A 17,562-nucleotide genomic window follows, 5' to 3' on the forward strand; every position below is an offset into this window, starting at 1 on the left:
TGGCACGCTGTTGAGTTCTCAAGGAACGGACGCTTCCTTCGGTCCCTTTTCACGGGGCCCTCCGGGCGCTTCCCTTCTGTGTTTCCAAGCTTACCAGATCATTTTCCTTGCCGTTTCCGGTTTGGATTCTGTTTCCGGTGGCCCTTGGAGGGTCTTTTGCCTTTCGGCGTTTTCACTACGTTAGCGGATTTCCCTTGCTGCTCATAATCGAGCCGGTGAGTCAGAATTCAGGCATGCCGAATTCATCCCCGCCAGGGTGAATCGTTAGGTAGTGGTTGGCTGCTTCGGGTTGCCTCTGGTCCGGCCCGATGGGCTGTACCGACAGCAGTGCCCGTTTCAAGCGGCTTGGGCTACGTTAGGCGTCCTCGGGAGCCGAGTCAAGTTGCCCGGCGCCTCGGTACGTGGGCTCTGTAGCGGCTGACTGTGGGGTCGTCAGAAAGCCAGAAGCGCCAGGGGTGGTGGGCTCCGTCGCCGCCCACCCCGGTGCGTGGGCCGCTCCTCACCAGGTCAGGGAGTACCGGGGTACCGCGGAGGATGTACAGCGGGGCGCCCGGGCCGGCGCAGACGTCCGTTCCGTCGAGGGTGCGGTCCACGCCGAGGGCTGTCGCGAGCCGCGCCGGGCCTTTGGCCAGTTCCTTGTCATTGCGGGCCGAGAGTCGACGTTTGCGCGCCAGTTCGTGGCCGAGTGTCACCTCGCCCGCGCGCAGCAGCACACCGCTCGCCGTGCCCTCGGGCCCGCACACCATGTTCAGGCAGTGCCACATGCCGTACGTGAAGTAGACGTAGGCGTGGCCCGGGGGCCCGAACATCACCGCGTTGCGCGGAGTCCGGCCACGGAAGGCGTGGGAGCCGGGGTCGCCGGGGCCGTCGTATGCCTCTACCTCTGTGATGCGGAGTTCGATCGGGCCGTCGGGTGTCGTGCGCACCAGGGTGCGGCCGAGGAGATCGGGGGCGACCTCAAGGACCGGGCGGTCGAAGAAGTCGTGGGTGAGGGGCGTACGGTCGGGGCTCGCGATCATCCGTACGAGCGTACTGGAACCGGTGCGTACGGGTAGGTGGTCAGCGGTCACCCGGTTTGCCAGGGTGAGGGCGCGGAACCGGGCGGGTGGGTTCCGCGTTTGTAGAGGTCAGGATCGAGTGATGGGGAGAGACGCATGGGCTTCAAGAGGCTGCTTGCGAGCATGGGTGCCGGTGGCGCGTCGGTGGAGACGGTGCTGACCGAGGCCAATGTCGTACCCGGTGGTGTCGTCCAGGGCGAGGTGCGTATCCAGGGCGGGTCGGTGGACCAGCAGATCGAGGGGCTCTCCGTCGGTCTGCAGGCGCGTGTCGAGGTCGAGGGCGGTGACCAGGAGGTCAAGCAGGACATCGAGTTCACCAAGCAGCGTCTTGGTGGTGCCGTCGAGGTGAAGGCGGGGGCGGTGCACGTCGTGCCGTTCGGGCTGGAGATTCCGTGGGAGACGCCGGTCACGAGCTTGGCAGGGCACCAGCTGCCCGGGATGAACATCGGGGTGACGACCGAGCTGGAGATCGCGCGTGCGATCGACGCGGGTGACCTGGACCCGATCAATGTGCACCCGCTGCCGGCGCAGCAGGCGATCCTGGACGCGTTCGGGCAGCTGGGCTTCCGCTTCAGGAGTGCGGACATGGAGCGAGGGCACATCCGCGGTACGCGTCAGCGGCTCCCCTTCTACCAGGAGATCGAGTTCGTGCCGCCGCAGCAGTACCGCGGGCTGAACCAGGTCGAGGTCACCTTCGTCGCCGACGACCGTGAGATGGACGTCGTGCTGGAGATGGACAAGAAGCCGGGGCTCTTCTCGGAGGGCAGCGACTCGTACCGGGCGTTCAAGGTCGGGCTGAACTCCTTCCAGGACACCGACTGGGCCGCCTACCTCAACCAGTGGCTCGCCGCTGTGGGTGGCAAGCGGAACTGGGCCTAGGCACCTAGGCTCCGGTTTGTAGCCATTCCCGCGATCAGGAGGTTCCGTCGTGTCCGAGCTCAAGAGGCCGCCGCTCCCCCATGACCACCTGCCGCCGGTGCCGTCGTTCACTGTGGTGAGCGAGGATCTTGCGCCGGGGGCCGGCCTGGGGCACGCGCAGGCGAAGTCGGGCGGAAACGTCTCGCCGCAGCTGCGGTGGGAGGGGTTCCCGGCGGGGACGAAGAGCTTCGCCGTGACCTGCTTCGATCCCGATGCGCCCACGGGCAGCGGGTTCTGGCACTGGGTGCTCTTCGACATCCCCGCTTCCGTCACCGAGCTGCCGGCGGGTGCGGGGAGCGGGAAGTTCGAGGGGCTGCCCGACGGCGCGGTCCATGCACGGAACGACTACGGGACGAAGGACTTCGGCGGGGCCGCGCCGCCGCGCGGCGAGCGGCACCGCTATGTGTTCACGGTGTACGCCGTGGATCAGCAGAAGCTGGGTCCGGACGAGGACACCTCGCCCGCGGCCGTCGGTTTCAATCTGCGCTTCCACAGCCTCGCGCGCGCACAGCTGATCGGCGAGTACGAGTCGCCTGCCGGCAGGTGAACGTTCGTCGGTTGTTTGCCCTGCCCTGGTCTTGGAGAGATCAGGGCAGGGCAATTTTTATGCCGGGGGTCCGGGGGGCGGGCCCGGGGAGGCAGAGATATTGCGTTGTCCATCTCGGCGCGCCCGGCCAGAGTTGATCCAAGCCCAAGCCCGCCAACAGGGGTGGGGCCGGCACACGGGAGGTGGGCGATATGCGGGACACGCTGGTACTGAATGCGAGCTTCGAGCCGCTGTCGACGGTGACACTCAACCGCGCGGTGGTGCTTGTCCTGCAGGACAAGGCCGTTGTCGAGCAGTCGCACCCCGGTCTCCGTATGCGCGCCGCGGCCGTCGATCTTCCGGTGCCCCGGGTGATCCGGCTCTGCCGGTACGTACGGGTGCCGTTTCGAAGACACGCTGCGTGGTCGAGGCGGGGTGTGCTGGTACGGGACCAGCACCGGTGCGCGTACTGCGGGAGGCGGGCCTCGACTGTGGACCACGTGGTGCCGCGGGCTCAGGGCGGTCAGGACACCTGGCTGAACACGGTCGCTTCATGCGCGGAGGACAATCACCGCAAAGCGGACCGTACTCCGGAGCAGGCGGGCATGCCGCTGCTCCGGAGGCCGTTCGTGCCGACGCCCGCCGATGCGATGCTGCTGGCGCTCGGTGCGGGTGACCGGGGGGCTCTGCCGGAGTGGCTCGCGCAGTCCGCATAGCCCGCGTGGTCCGCGTGTCCGCGTACTCCTCGTAGTACGAAGTCGTACGGGTGAGGCCCGCCTTCCGTTGGAGGCGGGCCTCGTCGTTTTCACCTCAGCACGAGTTGGATGATCGCGACGATGCCGACCGCCACGATCACCGCGCGCAGCGCCGCCGGTGGCAGGCGGCGGCCGACCTTTGCGCCGAGCTGGCCGCCCAGTGCCGAGCCGACGGCGATCAGCAGGACCGCGGTCCAGTCGAATTCGGCGACGAAGAGGAAGAAGACGGCGGCGACGCCGTTGACGATCGCGCCGAGGACGTTCTTGACGGCGTTGATGCGCTGGAGGTCGTCCTCGAGCAGCAGGCCCATCAGGGAGAGGTAGAGGACGCCCTGCGCCGCGCCGAAGTAGCCGCCGTACGCGCTGGAGAGCAGAAGCCCTGCGTGGAGGACGGGGCCGCCGTGCGGGTGGGTGTCCGCCTCCCTGCGGGCACGGCGGCGCTGGATCGCCCGGGAGAGCCGTGGCTGTGCGATGACGAGGACCAGGGCGAGGGCGATCAGGACGGGGACGATCGTGTCGAAGGCGTTCGAGGGGAGCGCGAGCAGCAGGATGGCGCCGGCCAGGCCGCCGATGAGGGCGGTGATGCCGAGGCGGAGCACGCGGGGCCACTGGCCGCGCAGTTCTTTGCGGTAGCCGATGGCGCCGCTGATCGAACCGGGCACCAGGCCGAGGGAGTTGGAGACGTTGGCGGTGATCGGCGGCAGGCCGGTGGCGAGGAGCACCGGGAAGGTGATCAGAGTGCCGGAGCCGACGATGGTGTTGATGGTGCCGGCGCAGATGCCGGCCGCGAACACCGCGAGCAGTTCCCAGATGGACAACGCCATCTCCTTCACGTCAGTGAGATGCCTCCCCGCCATGAAGGTCGAGGGGCCTCACTGATCATGCATGAAGGGTGCCTGGTCGTCAGTCGATGGGGGGTTGTTCGCGGCGCTCGGTGCCGGTGGCCTGGCGGCCGATCGTAGCGCCGCCACCGCCGCCTCCGCCGCCGCCCATGGGCCCGAAGTTGCCCATGGCTCCACTGAGCCCCTTGAGCGCGTCGCCGATCTCGCTGGGCACGATCCAGAGCTTGTTCGCGTCGCCCTCGGCGATCTTGGGAAGCATCTGGAGGTACTGGTAGGCGAGCAGCTTCTGGTCCGCGTCGCCGGCGTGGATGGATTCGAAGACAGTACGGATGGCCTGGGCCTCGCCCTCCGCGCGCAGGGCGGCCGCCTTGGCCTCACCCTCGGCCCGGAGGATGACGGACTGCTTTTCGCCCTCGGCGGTGAGGATGGCCGACTGCCGGATGCCTTCCGCGGTGAGGATCGCGGCGCGCTTGTCGCGGTCGGCGCGCATCTGCTTCTCCATCGAGTCCTGGATGGAGGTGGGCGGCTCGATCGCCTTGAGCTCGACGCGGTTGACGCGGATGCCCCACTTGCCGGTGGCCTCGTCGAGGACTCCGCGCAGGGCCGCGTTGATCTCCTCGCGGGAGGTGAGGGTCCGTTCCAGGTCCATGCCGCCGATGATGTTGCGGAGCGTGGTGACGGTCAGCTGCTCGATCGCCTGGATATAGCTGGCGACCTCGTAGGTCGCGGCGCGGGCGTCGGTCACCTGGTAGTAGATGACCGTGTCGATGTTGACGACGAGGTTGTCCTGGGTGATCACCGGCTGGGGCGGGAACGGGACGACCTGTTCGCGCAGGTCGATGCGGTTGCGGATCGAGTCGATGAACGGGACGACGATGTTCAGGCCCGCGTTGAGGGTGCGCGTGTAGCGCCCGAAGCGCTCGACGATGGCGGCGCTGGCCTGCGGGATGACCTGGATCGTCTTGATCAGGGCGATGAAGACCAGCACCACCAGAATGACCAGGACGATGATGATCGGCTGCATCGTGTTTCCCGTGCCCTTCATGCTTCGAGAGAGTGAACCCAGAAGGCCCGAAGATCGAGTTTCGCAGAACTCGGGCCGTGCCGTGGGGCGTTCGGTCACATGACGACTGCGGTCGCGCCGTCGATCTCGACGACATCGACCTGCTGGCCCGGTTCGAAGCTGCTGTCCGTGTCGAGGGAGCGTGCGGACCAGACCTCACCGGCGAGCTTGATGCGGCCGCCGCTGCCGTCGACCCGTTCCAGTACGACGGCGGATCTGCCCTTCAACGCCTCGACGCCGGTGGCATGTTGGGGGCGGGCGCGGTGCCGGTTTGCGATCGGACGTACGACCGCGATCAGCGCGACGGACACCGCCGCGAAGACGAGCACCTGGGTCACGATGCCGCTGCCGAGGCCCGCGACGGCCGCGGCGGCTACGGCCCCGGCGGAGAACATGCCGAACTCGGGCATCGCGGTGAGGACGAGCGGGATGCCCAGTCCGACAGCTGCGATCAGCCACCACACCCATGCGTCGATTTCCACATGGTCATGTTAGGTGCGCCGGTCCCGGTCGGGACAGGGGGCGAGTTGAGGTCATCGGACGGCTACGGGCAGGTGTCAGCCGAGCGGAAGTCCCTGCGCGGTCCAGCGGTCGCCGTTCTGCTCGACGACGAGCGGCAGGCCGAAGCAGCGGGAGAGGTTGCGGGAGGTCAGTTCGAGTTCGAGCGGTCCGGCGGCGACGACCTTGCCCTGACGGATCATCAGGACGTGGGTGAAGCCGGGGGCGATCTCCTCGACGTGGTGCGTGACCATGGCCATCGAGGGGGCGTACGGGTCGCGGGCCAGGCGGCCGAGGCGGCGGACCAGGTCCTCGCGGCCGCCGAGGTCGAGGCCGGCGGCCGGCTCGTCGAGGAGCAGCAGTTCGGGGTCGGTCATCAGCGCGCGGGCGATGAGGGTGCGCTTGCGCTCGCCCTCCGAGAGCGTGCCGAACTTCCGGTCGAGGTACTCGGTCATGCCGAGGCGGTCGAGGAAGGCGCGGGCGCGCTGCTCGTCGACGTCCTCGTAGCTCTCCTGCCAGGTGGCGGTCATGCCGTAGGCGGCGGTGAGGACTGTCTGAAGTACGGTCTGCCGCTTCGGCAGCTTGTCGGCCATCGCGATGCCGGCCATGCCGATGCGCGGACGCAGCTCGAAGACGTCCACCTTGCCGAGCCGGTCGCCGAGGATGATGGCGGTGCCGCTGGACGGGAAGAGGTAGCTGGACGCGACATTGAGCAGGGTGGTCTTGCCGGCGCCGTTGGGGCCGAGGATCACCCAGCGCTCCCCCTCCTTGACCGACCAGGAGACCTGGTCCACCAGAGCCCGGCCCTCGCGGACCACGGATACGTCCACCAGCTCCAGTACATCGCTCATGAGCGCGTTGTCTCCCATTGCAGTCTCGGATGTCGCGTGCGCCTGTGGGCGCAGCCCCCGGGGAAAACCTACGCCACGTCTCGCGCCGTCCCTTCGTCAGGCCAGTGCTTAGGTCACTGCCTGGGTCCGGCCGCGCGCAAGTCCTTAGGGTGGGTCCATGCTCTCGGAACCACGTTCAGGACGGCTGGCCGCATGGGGGAATGCCCTGTTGGCCGGATCTGTGTCGCCGGATGACGCCGTGCTCTCCATCGTCGGGGAGGACGCCGTGCACCGGGTCGAGGGGCTCCCCGGCGAGCCCGGACCGGTCGGACTCACGCTCGCCCTGGGGCGGCTGCGGGCGCTGGGGGTGACCGGCCTGCGGGTGGCGCTGCCCGCGCCGGGGCATCCGCTGGGGCTCAGCGGGCCGCCGGAGTTCAACGCGCGGGCGCTGGAGGCGGAGGAGGCGGTAGTCGCGGTGGGTGCGGCGCTCGGGCTCGTACCGGAGGTGTACGAGGTGGGACCCGAGGGCGATCTGCATGTGGAGGTCGTCTGGCACTGCCTGCCGGTACGGGAGGCTCCGCCGGCGGACGTGCCCTCGCTCTGGGAGGCGGAGCGGGAGCTCGCGGAGGCGCTGCGGGACGCGACGGAGGTACTGACCCGGCTTGACGTGGCCGGGTCGGGGCCGGTGGCGGAGGCGGCGATCGACGCGTACCGGGCGCGGGCGGGGCGGTCCTCCGGCCGGGGGGTGCTGGCTCCTGGGTATCCGCCGCGGGCGGTGCGGGTGTTGGAGCTTGCCCAGCGGGTCGGGCTGCTGATCTCGGTGGCGTACGAGAACGGGCACGGCGGGGCGGTGAGTGCGGCGGAGATCGCGGCGCGGGCGGAGGCGTTGCGTCCGGTGGAGCGGGTGGCGCGGCGGGCGCAGGTGGCGGCGTACAACGCGTATGTGGAGGACCGGGAGCGGGGGGTGCGCTGACCCGCGGCGGTTCCCCCGTGCGGGGCGGGTTCCCGTGCGGGTGCGGACCCGTGCGGGGCGGGTTCCCCGGTGCGGCCCGGTGGGTGGCTTCCCCGCGCTGCGCGCGGGTGCTTTCCCACCCGCCCGCCCGTTCGGCGGGGGCGAGAAGTGGACGCTTCCCGCGGGTGGCGGCCGCCGTCGGCAGCCCCGCTGGCCGCGGGGGCGGGACGTGGGGCCCGCGTTCCGCTGCTGCCGTGTGCCCGGCGCCTACGGCCTCGGCCCCCCAGGGAGCCTGGGGGGCCGGTGGTCTGCGCTGGGCTTGCTTGGTCAGTTGTTGGTGCCCGTGTTGCCGAAGGCCGGGTTGAGCAGGCCGATCACGTTCACGGAGTTGCCCACCACGTTCACCGGCACGTGGATCGGGGCCTGTACCACGTTGCCGGAGGCGACGCCGGGCGAGTGGACGGCCTCGCCGTGGGCGTGGGCGCCACCGTCGGTGGCGGAGGCAGCACCCGCACCGGCGGCGACCAGGCCGCCCGCGATCATGGTGATGGCAGCGGCCTTCTTGAGGTTCTTCACTTCTTAAATCCTCCTGGCTAATCGCTGCGGCCAGCCGCCGCAGCACGCCATGGAGAACGGCCGGGAGCCGATCAGGATGCGCCGTGTGGGGGACATACACCCGACAGTATGAATCTTCGTCCGGAAGAAGACGGTCCGCTTCAGCCCGTAACCCCATGCCGTACGGCCCAGAGCGCCGCCTGCGTCCGGTCGGACAGGTCCAGTTTCATCAGGATGTTCGAGACGTGGGTCTTGACGGTCTTCTCGGACAGGACCAGGGCCCGGGCGATCTCCCGGTTGGAGCGGCCGTCGGCGATCAGGCCGAGCACTTCGCGTTCCCGCTCGGTGAGGGTGGTACCCCGGCCCGTGCCGCCGTTGCTCCCCTCCTGGGACAGCAGCGCGCCCGCCACCTCCGGCTGAAGGAGTACATGGCCGGCGTGGACCGAGCGGATGGCCCCCGCCAGCGCGTCCGGGTCGACGTCCTTGTAGACGTACCCCGACGCGCCCGCGCGCAGGGCGGGAACGACCGTGCGCTGCTCGGTGAAGCTGGTGACGATCAGCACCCGCGCCGGGTTCGCCAGCTCGCGCAGCTTCCGTAGTGCCTCGATGCCGTCGGTGCCGGGCATCTTGATGTCCATGAGCACGACGTCGGGACGCAGCTCCTCGGCGCGGGCGACCCCCTCGGCGCCGTCGGACGCCTCGCCCACGACCTCGATGTCGTCCTGCACCTCCAGGAAGGTGCGCAGGCCACGGCGGACCACCTGGTGGTCGTCGACCAGTAGGACCTTGATGGTCTTCTCAGCCACCGGGGACCTCCATCTCGATCGTGGTGCCCTTGCCGGGCGCCGATTCCACCGTGAGGCTGCCGCCCACGCCGCTCGCCCGGTCCCGCATCGAGACGAGGCCCAGATGGCGTCCGGCCCGCCGTACGGTCCTCGGGTCGAAGCCCTGCCCGTCGTCGGAGATTCGGAGGAGCGCACCGTGGTCGCGGCGGGTGAGGGTCACCTCGACCCTGCCGGCTCCGGAGTGCCGCAGCGCGTTGTGCAGGGCCTCCTGGGAGACCCGGAGCAGGGCCTCCTCCTGGGCGGCGGGCAGGGCGCGTACCCCGGCGCTGTCGAAGGTGACGTGGGCGGTGTGGGCGCGGTCGAGGACCTGGATCTGGGTACGGAGGGTGGCGACCAGGCCGTCGTCGTCGAGGGCTGCGGGCCGCAGCTCGACCACAGCGGCGCGCAGCTCGTCGGCCGCCTCGGCGGCCAGCGCCGCCACCTGCTGGAGTTCGCCCTTGGCGCGGGCGGGGTCCCGGTCGACGAGGGCGGCCGCCGCCTGGGCGGTCAGGCGCAGTGAGAAGAGCTTCTGGCTCACCGCGTCGTGCAGTTCGTGGGCCAGGCGGGAACGTTCCTCCGCGATGGTGAGCTCGCGGCTGCGCTCGTACAGCCGGGCATTGGTGAGGGCGATGGCCGCGTGCTGGGCGAGGATGCCGAGCACGTCCTCGTCGTCCTGGGTGAAGCCACAGCCGCCGGCCGGTTTGGGGCAGCGCTTGTTGGCGAGGAACAGCGCACCCATGACCTCGTCGCCGTCCCGGATGGGCAGGCCGAGGAAGTCGGACATGTCGGGGTGCGCGGACGGCCAGCCCTCGAAGCGCGGGTCCTCGCGTACGTCGGCGAGGCGCTCCGGGGTGGCGTCGTGGAGCATCGCCGCGAGGATGCCGTGCTGGCGGGGCAGCGGGCCGATGGCCTTCCACTGTTCGTCGCTGACGCCGTCCACCACGAACTGGGCGAAGCCGCCGTGGTCGTCGGGCACGCCGAGGGCAGCGTATTCGGCGTCCAGCAGTTCGCGGGCCGAGGCGACGATCGTCTTGAGGACGTCGCGTACCTCGAGATGTCGGCTCATGGCGAGCAGCGCGGTGCTCACCGCGGAGAGGCCGGAGCGGGGGCCATGGCTCATGGGCTCACCGTACCGGCGGCTTCTGTCTTCCCGTATCGGGCCGGGGGCGGCCGCCTCCTAGGCCGGAGGGCCTAGGGCAAAGGGCCTTGCACGGTGCGGCCGGCGGCTGAGGCGGGGGCGGGGACGGGGTTCCTAGGTTGGGGCCAGGAAAGGCGTACGTGTCGACGAGGGGCGGATGTCATGGCTGTGGCGATCATTACGGGGGCTTCCCGGGGACTGGGCCGCGCGCTCGCCGAGGCGCTGGCCGGGCGGGGCTGGGACCTGGTGCTGGGCGCCAGGACGGCCGGGCCGCTGGAGGAGGCCGCGCGGGAGCTGGAGAAGTACGGGACGCGTGTGGTGGCGCTCGCGGGGGATGTGACGGCCGGCGGGCACCGGGCGGAGCTGGTGACGGCGGCGCGGGAGCTGGGCGGGGCGGATCTGCTGGTGAACAACGCCGGGATCCTGGGAGCCGAGCCGCTGGTCCCGCTGGACCGGCATCCGCTGGACGGGTTCCGGGCGGCGCTGGAGGCCAATGTGGTGGCCCCACTGGGGCTGCTTCAGGAGGCTCTGCCGCTGCTGCGCCAGGCGCCGGGCGGGGCGGTGGTCAATGTGACCTCGGACGCCGGGGTGGAGGCGTACGCGACCTGGGGCGCGTACGGGGCCACGAAGGCGGCCGTCGACCAGCTGTCGGCCGTACTCGCGGTGGAGGAGCCGGGCCTGCGGGTGTGGTGGGTCGATCCGGGTGGGATGCGTACGGCCATGCTGGCCGCGGCGGAACCGGACGAGGACCTGGCGGGCGTCCCGCTGCCCGAGGAGGTGGCGCCCGCGTTCCTGCGGCTGCTGGACGAGCGGCCGCCCAGCGGGCGGTACACGGCGTCGGCGCTGCTGGAGACGGGGGCGGGACGGTGAGGCCGGGGTTCGAGGCGCTGCGGGTGCCGGAGGCGCTGTCGGCGCGGGTGCCCGTGGAGCAGCGCCGGCCGGGGCTCGGGCGGGACGCGGTACGGATGCTGGTCTCGCGTGGGACGGAGGTGTCGCACCACGCGTTCCGGGAGCTGCCGGGGCAGCTGAGGGCCGGTGACGTACTTGTGGTGAACACCTCCGCCACGCTGCCCGCCGCGGTCAATGCCAGGCTGGGCCCGCAGCGCCTGGTGGTGCACTTCTCGACGCGGGCGGACGACGGGCGCTGGGCGGTGGAGCTGCGTGAGCCGGACGGCCGGGGCACCACGGGGCCGCGGACCGGTGGCCCGGCGGGGGCCGTGGTGCGGCTACCGGGGGGCGCGCATCTCGTACTGGAGGAGCCGCTGGCCCCCGGGGGAGGGTCGCGGCTGTGGTGGGCCAGGGTGTCCACCGGCGACGTGCCGGCTCTGCTGCACCGGTACGGGCGGCCCATCCGGTACGCGTACACGGAGCGGGACCAGCCGTTGTCCGCGTACCAGACGGTGTTCGCGCTGCCCTCCGGGGACGGCGCCGGCGCCGCCTCGGCATCGGCGGAGATGCCGAGCGCCGGGCGGCCCTTCACCCCGGAACTGGTCGCGGAGCTGGTGCGCCGGGGGGTGCAGTTCGCTCCGCTCGCTCTGCACGCGGGGGTGGCGTCCGCGGAGGCGCACGAGCCGCCGTACCCGGAGCGCTTCGAGGTGTCCGCCGCCACGGCTTGGCTGGTCAATGCCGCGCGGGCGGGCGGAGGCCGGGTGGTCGCGGTGGGGACGACGGCGGTCCGGGCGCTGGAGTCGGCGACCGGCGCGGACGGGGTGGTGCGGGCGGCGGGCGGCTGGACGGATCTGGTGATCACACCGGGGCGCGGGGTCCGTGCGGTGGACGGGCTGCTGACCGGCCTGCACGAGCCGGAGGCGTCGCATCTGCTGATGCTCGAGGCGATCGCGGGCCGAGCGGCGGTGTGCCGCAGTTATGCCGAGGCCGTACGCCATCTCTATCTCTGGCACGAGTTCGGCGACGTCCATCTCATCCTGCCGAATGCGGGCACTCACCGTACGAATTGCTGACGCAACTCTTGGTGAGACTGATGCTCGCGCGATGTGAGCCCGCGCATAGGACGCAGATCACTTACGAAGCTGTGTAGTGGAGAGATAAAGGCGATTTGGGCGGTGTTGGGGCCGGTGATCGGGACTTTCCTGGAGCCCCTGATCCACTAAGCGGGATCGTACGTCACACCTTTGCCACAGGATTTTGCTGCCGCTAAGAATGGCTGCCGTCGCACAGCGCCGCGGATTCGAACCCGCGGTGTTTGCCTGCGGCCCCCGCTATTCGAAGAGGTTGTTCCGCATGTCTGAGTCCCGCATTTCCGGCCTGAGTCGTCTGACCAAGAAGCACAAGCTGTCGATCGCCGGCGTCGCCGCCGTCAGCGCCGCTGCCCTCGGTTTCACGCTCGTCCCGGCGTCGGCGTCCGCCGCCCACACGGAGCCCGCCGCGCTGAGCGCCGCCGCTGCCCCGGTGGCCTGGACCTCGGCGAAGACCAGCCTGCAGGCCGAGACGGTGCACAAGAACCTGACCAAGCAGCACGTCGCCGCGAACCTGCAGGCGAAGGCCGCGAAGGCCGCCGCCGACAAGGCCGCCGCCCAGGCCAAGGCCGAGGCCGCCGCCAAGGCGAAGGCACTGGCCGAGGCGAAGGCGAAGGCCGCCGCCAAGGCGAAGGCCGAAGCCGCCGCGAAGAAGCGCGCCAAGGAGCAGGCCGCCAGCCGTGCCGCCGCGCGCAAGCCCGTCTACGCCAACAACCTGGACGGCTGGATTCGCGAGGCCATGAGCATCATGAAGAAGGAAGGCATCCCCGGTTCGTACGAGGGGATCCACCGCAACATCATTCGCGAGTCCAGCGGTAACCCGCGCGCCATCAACAACTGGGACATCAACGCCATCAACGGCATCCCCTCCAAGGGCCTGCTCCAGGTGATCCAGCCGACCTTCGACACCTACCACGTCAAGGGCACCAAGAAGGACCTGTACGACCCGGTCGCCAACATCGTCGCCGCCTGCAACTACGCGGCCGACCGTTACGGCTCCATGGACAACGTGAACGGCGCCTACTGAGCCGACACGAGACCGGCTCGACCGGACACCTTGAGAACGGCAGAAGGGCGGCACCCCGTGTGGGGGTGCCGCCCTTCGGGCATGTCCGGGTCCGCTACTTGCGCATGACCTCGGGCTCGTGGCGGCGCAGCAGGCGCGCCACGACGACACCGCAGATCACGCCGATGCCGATCAGCACACCCATGTCGAAGAGCCACTGGCTCAGCTCGTGGTCCCAGAGCGGGTCGGTGTTGGTCGGGTCGTCGCGGTTGGGGAACAGGATGTTCAGCGAGGCCGTGGTGCCCGCCGCGGCGACCGCCCAGCGGGAGGGCATCAGCCAGGAGAGCTGGTCGACGCCGGGCGCACCGTGCAGCGTGAAGAGGCAGCCGGTGAAGACGACCTGGACGATCGCGAACATCACCAGCAGCGGCATGGTCTTCTCCGCGGTCTTCACCAGCGAGGAGATGATCAGACCGAACATCATCGAGGTGAATCCGAGGGCCATGATCGGGAGCGTGAGCTCGATCCTGGTGGCTTCCCCGAGGAGTACGCCCTCGTCGGGAGCCTCGTTCAGCCCGAAGCCGATGCCGCCGATGATGGCACCCTGGATTACCGTGATCAGTCCGAGGACGATGACCTTGGACATCAGATACGCCGAACGCGACAGACCGGTGGCCCGTTCGCGCTCGTAGATGACCCGCTCCTTGATCAACTCTCGTACGGAGTTGGCCGCGCCGGAGAAACAGGCGCCCACGGCGAGGATCAGCAGCACGGTGGCGCCGTCGCCGTTGGTGCGGTTCGACCCCGGGCCGAAGCCGAGCCCGTAGTCGGCGGGGATGAGTGTGGCAACCGTGCCGAGGACCGCCGGCAGGAGCACCGTCAGCGCCATGAAGCCCTTGTCCGAGGCGATGACCGACACATAGCGGCGGATCAGCGTGAACAGCTGTGATCCCCAGCCCTGCGGCTTCGGCGGGCGCATCTGCTGCGCGGGTGGCATGTGTACGGACTGCGGCGCAACCGCGTCGATGTCCGCGGCGTACATCTGGTAGTGCTGCGAGCCGCGCCAGCGGCCCGACCAGTCGTAGTCGCGGTAGTTCTCGAAGGCCGAGAAGACGTCTGCCCACGTCGTATAGCCGAAGAAGTTGAGCGCTTCCTCCGGCGGGCCGAAGTAGGCGACCGAACCGCCCGGCGCCATCACCAGGAGCTTGTCGCAGATGGCGAGCTCGGCGACGGAGTGGGTGACCACCAGGACCGTACGGCCGTCGTCCGCGAGGCCGCGGAGCAGCTGCATGACATCGCGGTCCATGCCCGGGTCGAGGCCGGAGGTCGGCTCGTCCAGGAAGATCAGAGACGGCTTGGTGAGCAGCTCCAGGGCCACGGACACGCGCTTGCGCTGACCACCCGAGAGCGAGGTGATCTTCTTGTCCTTGTGGATGTCGAGCTTGAGTTCGCGCAGTACCTCGTCGATACGGGCGGTGCGCTCGGCCTCGGCGGTGTCACCGGGGAAGCGGAGCTTGGCCGCGTACTTGAGCGCGGTGCGGACGGTCAGCTCCTTGTGCAGGATGTCGTCCTGCGGGACCAGACCGATGCGCTGGCGCAGCTCGGCGAACTGCTTGTACAGGTTGCGGTTGTCGTAGAGGACATCGCCCTGGTTGGCGGGGCGGTAGCCGGTGAGCGCCTTCAGCAGCGTCGACTTGCCGGAGCCGGACGGGCCGATGACCGCGATCAGCGACTTCTCCGGAACGCCGAACGAGACGTCCTTGAGGATCTGCTTGCCGCCGTCGACCGTCACCGTCAGATGGCGCGCGGAGAAGGAGACCTCGCCGGTGTCGACGAACTCCTCGAGCCGGTCGCCGACCAGGCGGAAGGTCGAGTGGCCGACGCCCACGATGTCGTTCGGGCCCAGCAGCGCGCTGCCTGCCTTGGCGAGCGGCTGACCGTTGACATACGTGCCGTTGTGGCTGCCGAGGTCGTGGATCTCGAAACGGCCGTCGGGCGTCGCGCGGAACTCGGCGTGGTGGCGCGAGACCTGGAGGTCGGAGACGACCAGCTCGTTCTCGAGGGCACGGCCGATGCGCATCACCCGGCCGAGGGCCAGCTGGTGGAACGTGGTCGGGCTGCGGTCTCCGTACACCGGCGGGGCCCCCGCGACGCCGCCGGGTCCGGGGGCCTGTTGGACGTACTGGTCGGCCGGGCCCTGCTGGTGCGGGACCTGTGCCTGCTGCGGCGTCTGCTGCCAGCCCTGCTGCGGGGCATGGTGCTGAGGGGCTTGTGCCTGGGCCTGTGCCTGGCCCTGGCCCGCCCAGCCCTGCTGGGCCTGTTGGGCCGCCGCGCTCTGCGCGGTGGGTACGGAGGCCCCCGCCGCCGCACCGGACAGGCTCAGCCGCGGCCCGTCGGTGGCGTTGCCGAGATGGACGGCCGAGCCGGGGCCGATCTCCATCTGATGGATCCGCTGGCCCTGTACATACGTGCCGTTGGTGCTGCCGTGGTCCTCAATGACCCAGCTCCGGCCGCCCCAGCTGATGGTGGCGTGCCGCCAGGAGACCCTGGCGTCGTCGATGACCATGTCGCCCTGCGGATCGCGTCCGAGGGTGTACGACCTGGACGGATCGAGCGTCCAGGTCCTTCCGTTCAATTCCAGTACGAGTTCCGGCACTCCATGCCCCACTAGTTGTCCCCCGAGGTACCCCCATCAGAGGGAGTCTAGGGATGGTGAACATCGTGGGGAACTATTTCAGGCCCGGTCCCCAAACTGAAAGTCGGGCCGTGTGAAGACCGCGTACCGGGGCGCCGTTGACTCCGCCGAAACACCCCCGGAGAGTAGTAAGCGCCCATGAGTGCGTACGGATCATGCGCGAATGCGGCTAACCGGGGCATACCCAGCAGAGATCGGGGGGTCCTCATGGGTGCGAAGCAGAGTGCGGGCATTCGCTGGGGTGATGTGGTCGTCGCCGCGGTCGCCGCCGTGAGCTGGGCGCTGATTGCGATGGCCTGCATTGCCGCGCTCGGGCTGCATCTGCTCGGCGCGGACTCCGCCGGATCGCTGGGTCCGATGGCCGCGGCCGTGGTGGCGCTGGCAGTTGGGGGTTCGGTCAGCCCGTCGGGCGATGTGTCCGCGTTCGGCCTCGAAGGGGCGGAGGCGCACACCGCGATCGATATCGCGCCACTGGGGGTGGGGCTGGTCGGGGCGCTGGTGCTCGCGCTCATCTTCCTGAGGTCCTTGCGGGGCACGGGAGTTGTGATCTCCGGGGGCGAACTCGCCGCCCGGGTGGGGGCGGTGGCCGCGCTGTTCGTGGCGATGGTGGGTGGGCTGGCGTGGGTGGGCCACGACGTCATCACCATCGACGGCGGTGCGCTCGGCCTGGGTGAGCTGCCGGACGGGGGCGGCCTGCTGCCGGACGGCATAGCGGACAGCCTCCCCGACGGGCTCGGGGACATCGGCGGTCTGCTGCCGGACCGGCTGGGCGATCTCGTGCAGGCCGAGGCCTCGGTGGGCTTCACCGTCAACGCCGGGGAGTCGCTGGCCGGCGGGGCCGGCTGGGTGCTCGGGGTCCTGGCCATCGCGCTGCTCGCGTCCCGCCGCGCGCCGCTGCCGCGCGGCTGGGAGGTGCTGCACCGGGTGGTGCGACCGGCCGTGTCGGCGCTGGTGAGTGTGGTGCTGGTGGCGGTCCTCGCCGGGCTGGCGGCGGCCGCGTACGCCGCCGTCGGCGACGACAACCCGCAGCGGATCGCGGGCGCCGCGCTGCTCGGCGCGCCGAACGGGGTGTGGCTCGCTATCCCGCTCGGGCTCTTCGTGCCGTGGGACGGCGCGGCCACGGGCGAGCTGGCGAAGCTGCTGCCCGATCCGCTGGACGAGCTGCTGCGGGTCTCGGCGCAGCAGCCGGTCACGGTGGGCCGGCTCGCCGAACTCGACGGCCGGGTCTGGCTGCTCGCCGTCGCGATGGCGCTGCTGATGCTGTACGCGGGCGTGCTGACGGCGGTACGTACGCCCAGGCCGGCGGGGCTGGGCGCGGCCGGGTTCGCGGGGCGGTGCGCGCTGCGGCTCGGGGTGGTGGCCGCGGTGGCGCTGCCGCTGCTGGTGTGGTTGACGGGTGTTTCCGCCGGTGCCTCGCTGTCGGTGCTCGGCGTCGACGCGTTCGGCGCCGGAATCGAGCTGCACGGGAGCGCGGGGACGGCGCTGCTGCTCGGTGCGGTGTGGGGGGCGGGGGCCGGGGGGCTGGGTGCGGTGCTCGCCTGCGCGTCGGGGGCGGCCGGGGGGCGGGTCGCGCCGCCTGCCCGGGGCGACCGTGCGTACCCGGACCTGGGCCCGTACACGCCGTCGCCCGGCTACCGGCCGTCCCATGACGAGACGAACCCGTACCTGCGGTCGGCGGACGCCTGGTACGGGGCACCAACGGTCACCGGCCCACCCCTGCCCCCGCCTCCCCCGCCGGGCCCACCCTCCGACCGCCCCTGAGCCGGGTACGGGACGGCCCACTCCCCGCGCCCCGGCCCCTGGAGGCAGCCGGGGGCAGGGGCCGGAGGCTTGACTCCCGGTTTCGGGGAGGGGTGGGTTCGGGGAACACTTCGGCTCCGGCCCCGCCGGGCACCGTCCGGTGGGCGGGACGGGGGGGCCTGGGGC

Annotated in this window: 17 protein-coding genes; 8 read left to right on the forward strand and 9 right to left on the reverse strand. The window is 70.5% G+C overall.

Annotated elements, in window-relative coordinates:
* Positions 1 to 377: 377 nt before the first annotated feature.
* Positions 378 to 1,019, reverse strand: coding sequence for a DNA-3-methyladenine glycosylase (locus NLX86_RS25000; protein WP_254374030.1), 642 nt, complete (start codon positions 1,017 to 1,019; stop codon positions 378 to 380).
* Between the two features lie 135 nt (positions 1,020 to 1,154).
* Here NLX86_RS25000 and NLX86_RS25005 point away from each other — a divergent pair, with 135 nt between their 5' ends.
* The 3 genes from NLX86_RS25005 (at position 1,155) to NLX86_RS25015 (ending at position 3,218) form a co-directional block, all read left to right on the forward strand.
* Entirely contained in the window at positions 1,155 to 1,937 is a 783-nt protein-coding gene (locus NLX86_RS25005; RefSeq protein WP_254374031.1) for a sporulation protein, read from the forward strand.
* Positions 1,938 to 1,986: 49 nt separating this feature from the next.
* Positions 1,987 to 2,523, forward strand: a complete 537-nt coding sequence (locus tag NLX86_RS25010; protein ID WP_254374032.1) for a YbhB/YbcL family Raf kinase inhibitor-like protein — start codon at positions 1,987 to 1,989, stop codon at positions 2,521 to 2,523.
* Between the two features lie 191 nt (positions 2,524 to 2,714).
* Positions 2,715 to 3,218: an HNH endonuclease gene (locus tag NLX86_RS25015; protein WP_254374033.1), complete on the forward strand. Its 504-nt coding sequence runs from the start codon at positions 2,715 to 2,717 to the stop codon at positions 3,216 to 3,218.
* An 89-nt stretch (positions 3,219 to 3,307) separates the two neighbouring features.
* Here the strand turns inward: NLX86_RS25015 and NLX86_RS25020 are convergent, their stop codons facing one another.
* From NLX86_RS25020 to NLX86_RS25035, 4 genes are all read right to left on the reverse strand, one after another.
* On the reverse strand, positions 3,308 to 4,075 hold the full coding sequence (locus NLX86_RS25020) for a sulfite exporter TauE/SafE family protein (protein WP_254374034.1): 768 nt from the start codon (positions 4,073 to 4,075) through the stop codon (positions 3,308 to 3,310).
* An 85-nt stretch (positions 4,076 to 4,160) separates the two neighbouring features.
* The gene (locus NLX86_RS25025) at positions 4,161 to 5,123 is read right to left on the reverse strand and encodes an SPFH domain-containing protein (RefSeq protein ID WP_254374125.1); all 963 of its coding nucleotides are present in this window, start codon (positions 5,121 to 5,123) and stop codon (positions 4,161 to 4,163) included.
* A 95-nt stretch (positions 5,124 to 5,218) separates the two neighbouring features.
* Positions 5,219 to 5,644, reverse strand: coding sequence for an NfeD family protein (locus NLX86_RS25030; protein ID WP_254374035.1), 426 nt, complete (start codon positions 5,642 to 5,644; stop codon positions 5,219 to 5,221).
* A 75-nt stretch (positions 5,645 to 5,719) separates the two neighbouring features.
* The gene (locus tag NLX86_RS25035) at positions 5,720 to 6,511 is read right to left on the reverse strand and encodes an ABC transporter ATP-binding protein (protein ID WP_254374036.1); all 792 of its coding nucleotides are present in this window, start codon (positions 6,509 to 6,511) and stop codon (positions 5,720 to 5,722) included.
* A 157-nt stretch (positions 6,512 to 6,668) separates the two neighbouring features.
* Between NLX86_RS25035 and NLX86_RS25040 the strand changes: the two genes are divergently transcribed.
* Positions 6,669 to 7,463 carry a hypothetical protein gene (locus NLX86_RS25040; protein ID WP_254374037.1) on the forward strand — a complete coding sequence of 265 codons (795 nt, stop codon included), beginning with the start codon at positions 6,669 to 6,671 and terminating at the stop codon, positions 7,461 to 7,463.
* A 306-nt stretch (positions 7,464 to 7,769) separates the two neighbouring features.
* Here the strand turns inward: NLX86_RS25040 and NLX86_RS25045 are convergent, their stop codons facing one another.
* The 3 genes from NLX86_RS25045 to NLX86_RS25055 form a co-directional block, all read right to left on the reverse strand.
* Positions 7,770 to 8,018, reverse strand: coding sequence for a chaplin (locus NLX86_RS25045; protein WP_254374038.1), 249 nt, complete (start codon positions 8,016 to 8,018; stop codon positions 7,770 to 7,772).
* Between the two features lie 140 nt (positions 8,019 to 8,158).
* Positions 8,159 to 8,803: a response regulator transcription factor gene (locus tag NLX86_RS25050; RefSeq protein ID WP_254374039.1), complete on the reverse strand. Its 645-nt coding sequence runs from the start codon at positions 8,801 to 8,803 to the stop codon at positions 8,159 to 8,161.
* Positions 8,796 to 9,941: a GAF domain-containing sensor histidine kinase gene (locus tag NLX86_RS25055; RefSeq protein ID WP_254374040.1), complete on the reverse strand. Its 1,146-nt coding sequence runs from the start codon at positions 9,939 to 9,941 to the stop codon at positions 8,796 to 8,798. Before NLX86_RS25055 ends, NLX86_RS25050 begins: the two co-directional genes overlap by 8 nt.
* 180 nt (positions 9,942 to 10,121) lie before the next feature.
* Here NLX86_RS25055 and NLX86_RS25060 point away from each other — a divergent pair, with 180 nt between their 5' ends.
* From NLX86_RS25060 to NLX86_RS25070, 3 genes are all read left to right on the forward strand, one after another.
* The gene (locus NLX86_RS25060) at positions 10,122 to 10,829 is read left to right on the forward strand and encodes an SDR family oxidoreductase (protein ID WP_254374041.1); all 708 of its coding nucleotides are present in this window, start codon (positions 10,122 to 10,124) and stop codon (positions 10,827 to 10,829) included.
* A complete protein-coding gene (locus NLX86_RS25065) occupies positions 10,826 to 11,920 on the forward strand; it encodes an S-adenosylmethionine:tRNA ribosyltransferase-isomerase (protein ID WP_254374042.1) in 1,095 nt (364 codons plus the stop codon). The genes NLX86_RS25060 and NLX86_RS25065 overlap by 4 nt, the downstream gene beginning before the upstream one ends.
* Positions 11,921 to 12,200: 280 nt before the next feature.
* Positions 12,201 to 12,962 carry a transglycosylase SLT domain-containing protein gene (locus NLX86_RS25070; protein WP_254374043.1) on the forward strand — a complete coding sequence of 254 codons (762 nt, stop codon included), beginning with the start codon at positions 12,201 to 12,203 and terminating at the stop codon, positions 12,960 to 12,962.
* 94 nt (positions 12,963 to 13,056) lie between these two features.
* Here NLX86_RS25070 and NLX86_RS25075 read toward each other — a convergent pair whose 3' ends face one another.
* On the reverse strand, positions 13,057 to 15,609 hold the full coding sequence (locus tag NLX86_RS25075) for an FHA domain-containing protein (RefSeq protein WP_254374044.1): 2,553 nt from the start codon (positions 15,607 to 15,609) through the stop codon (positions 13,057 to 13,059).
* Positions 15,610 to 15,843: 234 nt separating this feature from the next.
* On the opposite strand from NLX86_RS25075, the gene NLX86_RS25080 reads away from it, so the two are divergent.
* A complete protein-coding gene (locus tag NLX86_RS25080; protein ID WP_254374045.1) occupies positions 15,844 to 17,397 on the forward strand; it encodes a streptophobe family protein in 1,554 nt (517 codons plus the stop codon).
* The last annotated feature ends 165 nt before the right edge of the window (positions 17,398 to 17,562 follow it).

The sequence above is a fragment of the Streptomyces sp. A3M-1-3 genome, from assembly GCF_024213665.1.
In the GTDB taxonomy this organism is placed as follows: Bacteria; Actinomycetota; Actinomycetes; order Streptomycetales; family Streptomycetaceae; genus Streptomyces.

Excerpts from the sequence above, each read along its gene's own strand:
- NLX86_RS25000 (WP_254374030.1), bottom strand. The coding sequence starts at position 1,019 with ATGATCGCGAGCCCCGACCGTACGCCCCTCACCCACGACTTCTTCGAC.
- NLX86_RS25005 (WP_254374031.1), top strand. The coding sequence starts at position 1,155 with ATGGGCTTCAAGAGGCTGCTTGCGAGCATGGGTGCCGGTGGCGCGTCG.
- NLX86_RS25015 (WP_254374033.1), top strand. The coding sequence starts at position 2,715 with ATGCGGGACACGCTGGTACTGAATGCGAGCTTCGAGCCGCTGTCGACG.
- NLX86_RS25025 (WP_254374125.1), bottom strand. The coding sequence starts at position 5,123 with ATGCAGCCGATCATCATCGTCCTGGTCATTCTGGTGGTGCTGGTCTTC.
- NLX86_RS25035 (WP_254374036.1), bottom strand. The coding sequence starts at position 6,511 with ATGAGCGATGTACTGGAGCTGGTGGACGTATCCGTGGTCCGCGAGGGC.
- NLX86_RS25040 (WP_254374037.1), top strand. The coding sequence starts at position 6,669 with ATGCTCTCGGAACCACGTTCAGGACGGCTGGCCGCATGGGGGAATGCC.
- NLX86_RS25055 (WP_254374040.1), bottom strand. The coding sequence starts at position 9,941 with ATGAGCCATGGCCCCCGCTCCGGCCTCTCCGCGGTGAGCACCGCGCTG.
- NLX86_RS25060 (WP_254374041.1), top strand. The coding sequence starts at position 10,122 with ATGGCTGTGGCGATCATTACGGGGGCTTCCCGGGGACTGGGCCGCGCG.
- NLX86_RS25070 (WP_254374043.1), top strand. The coding sequence starts at position 12,201 with ATGTCTGAGTCCCGCATTTCCGGCCTGAGTCGTCTGACCAAGAAGCAC.
- NLX86_RS25080 (WP_254374045.1), top strand. The coding sequence starts at position 15,844 with ATGGGTGCGAAGCAGAGTGCGGGCATTCGCTGGGGTGATGTGGTCGTC.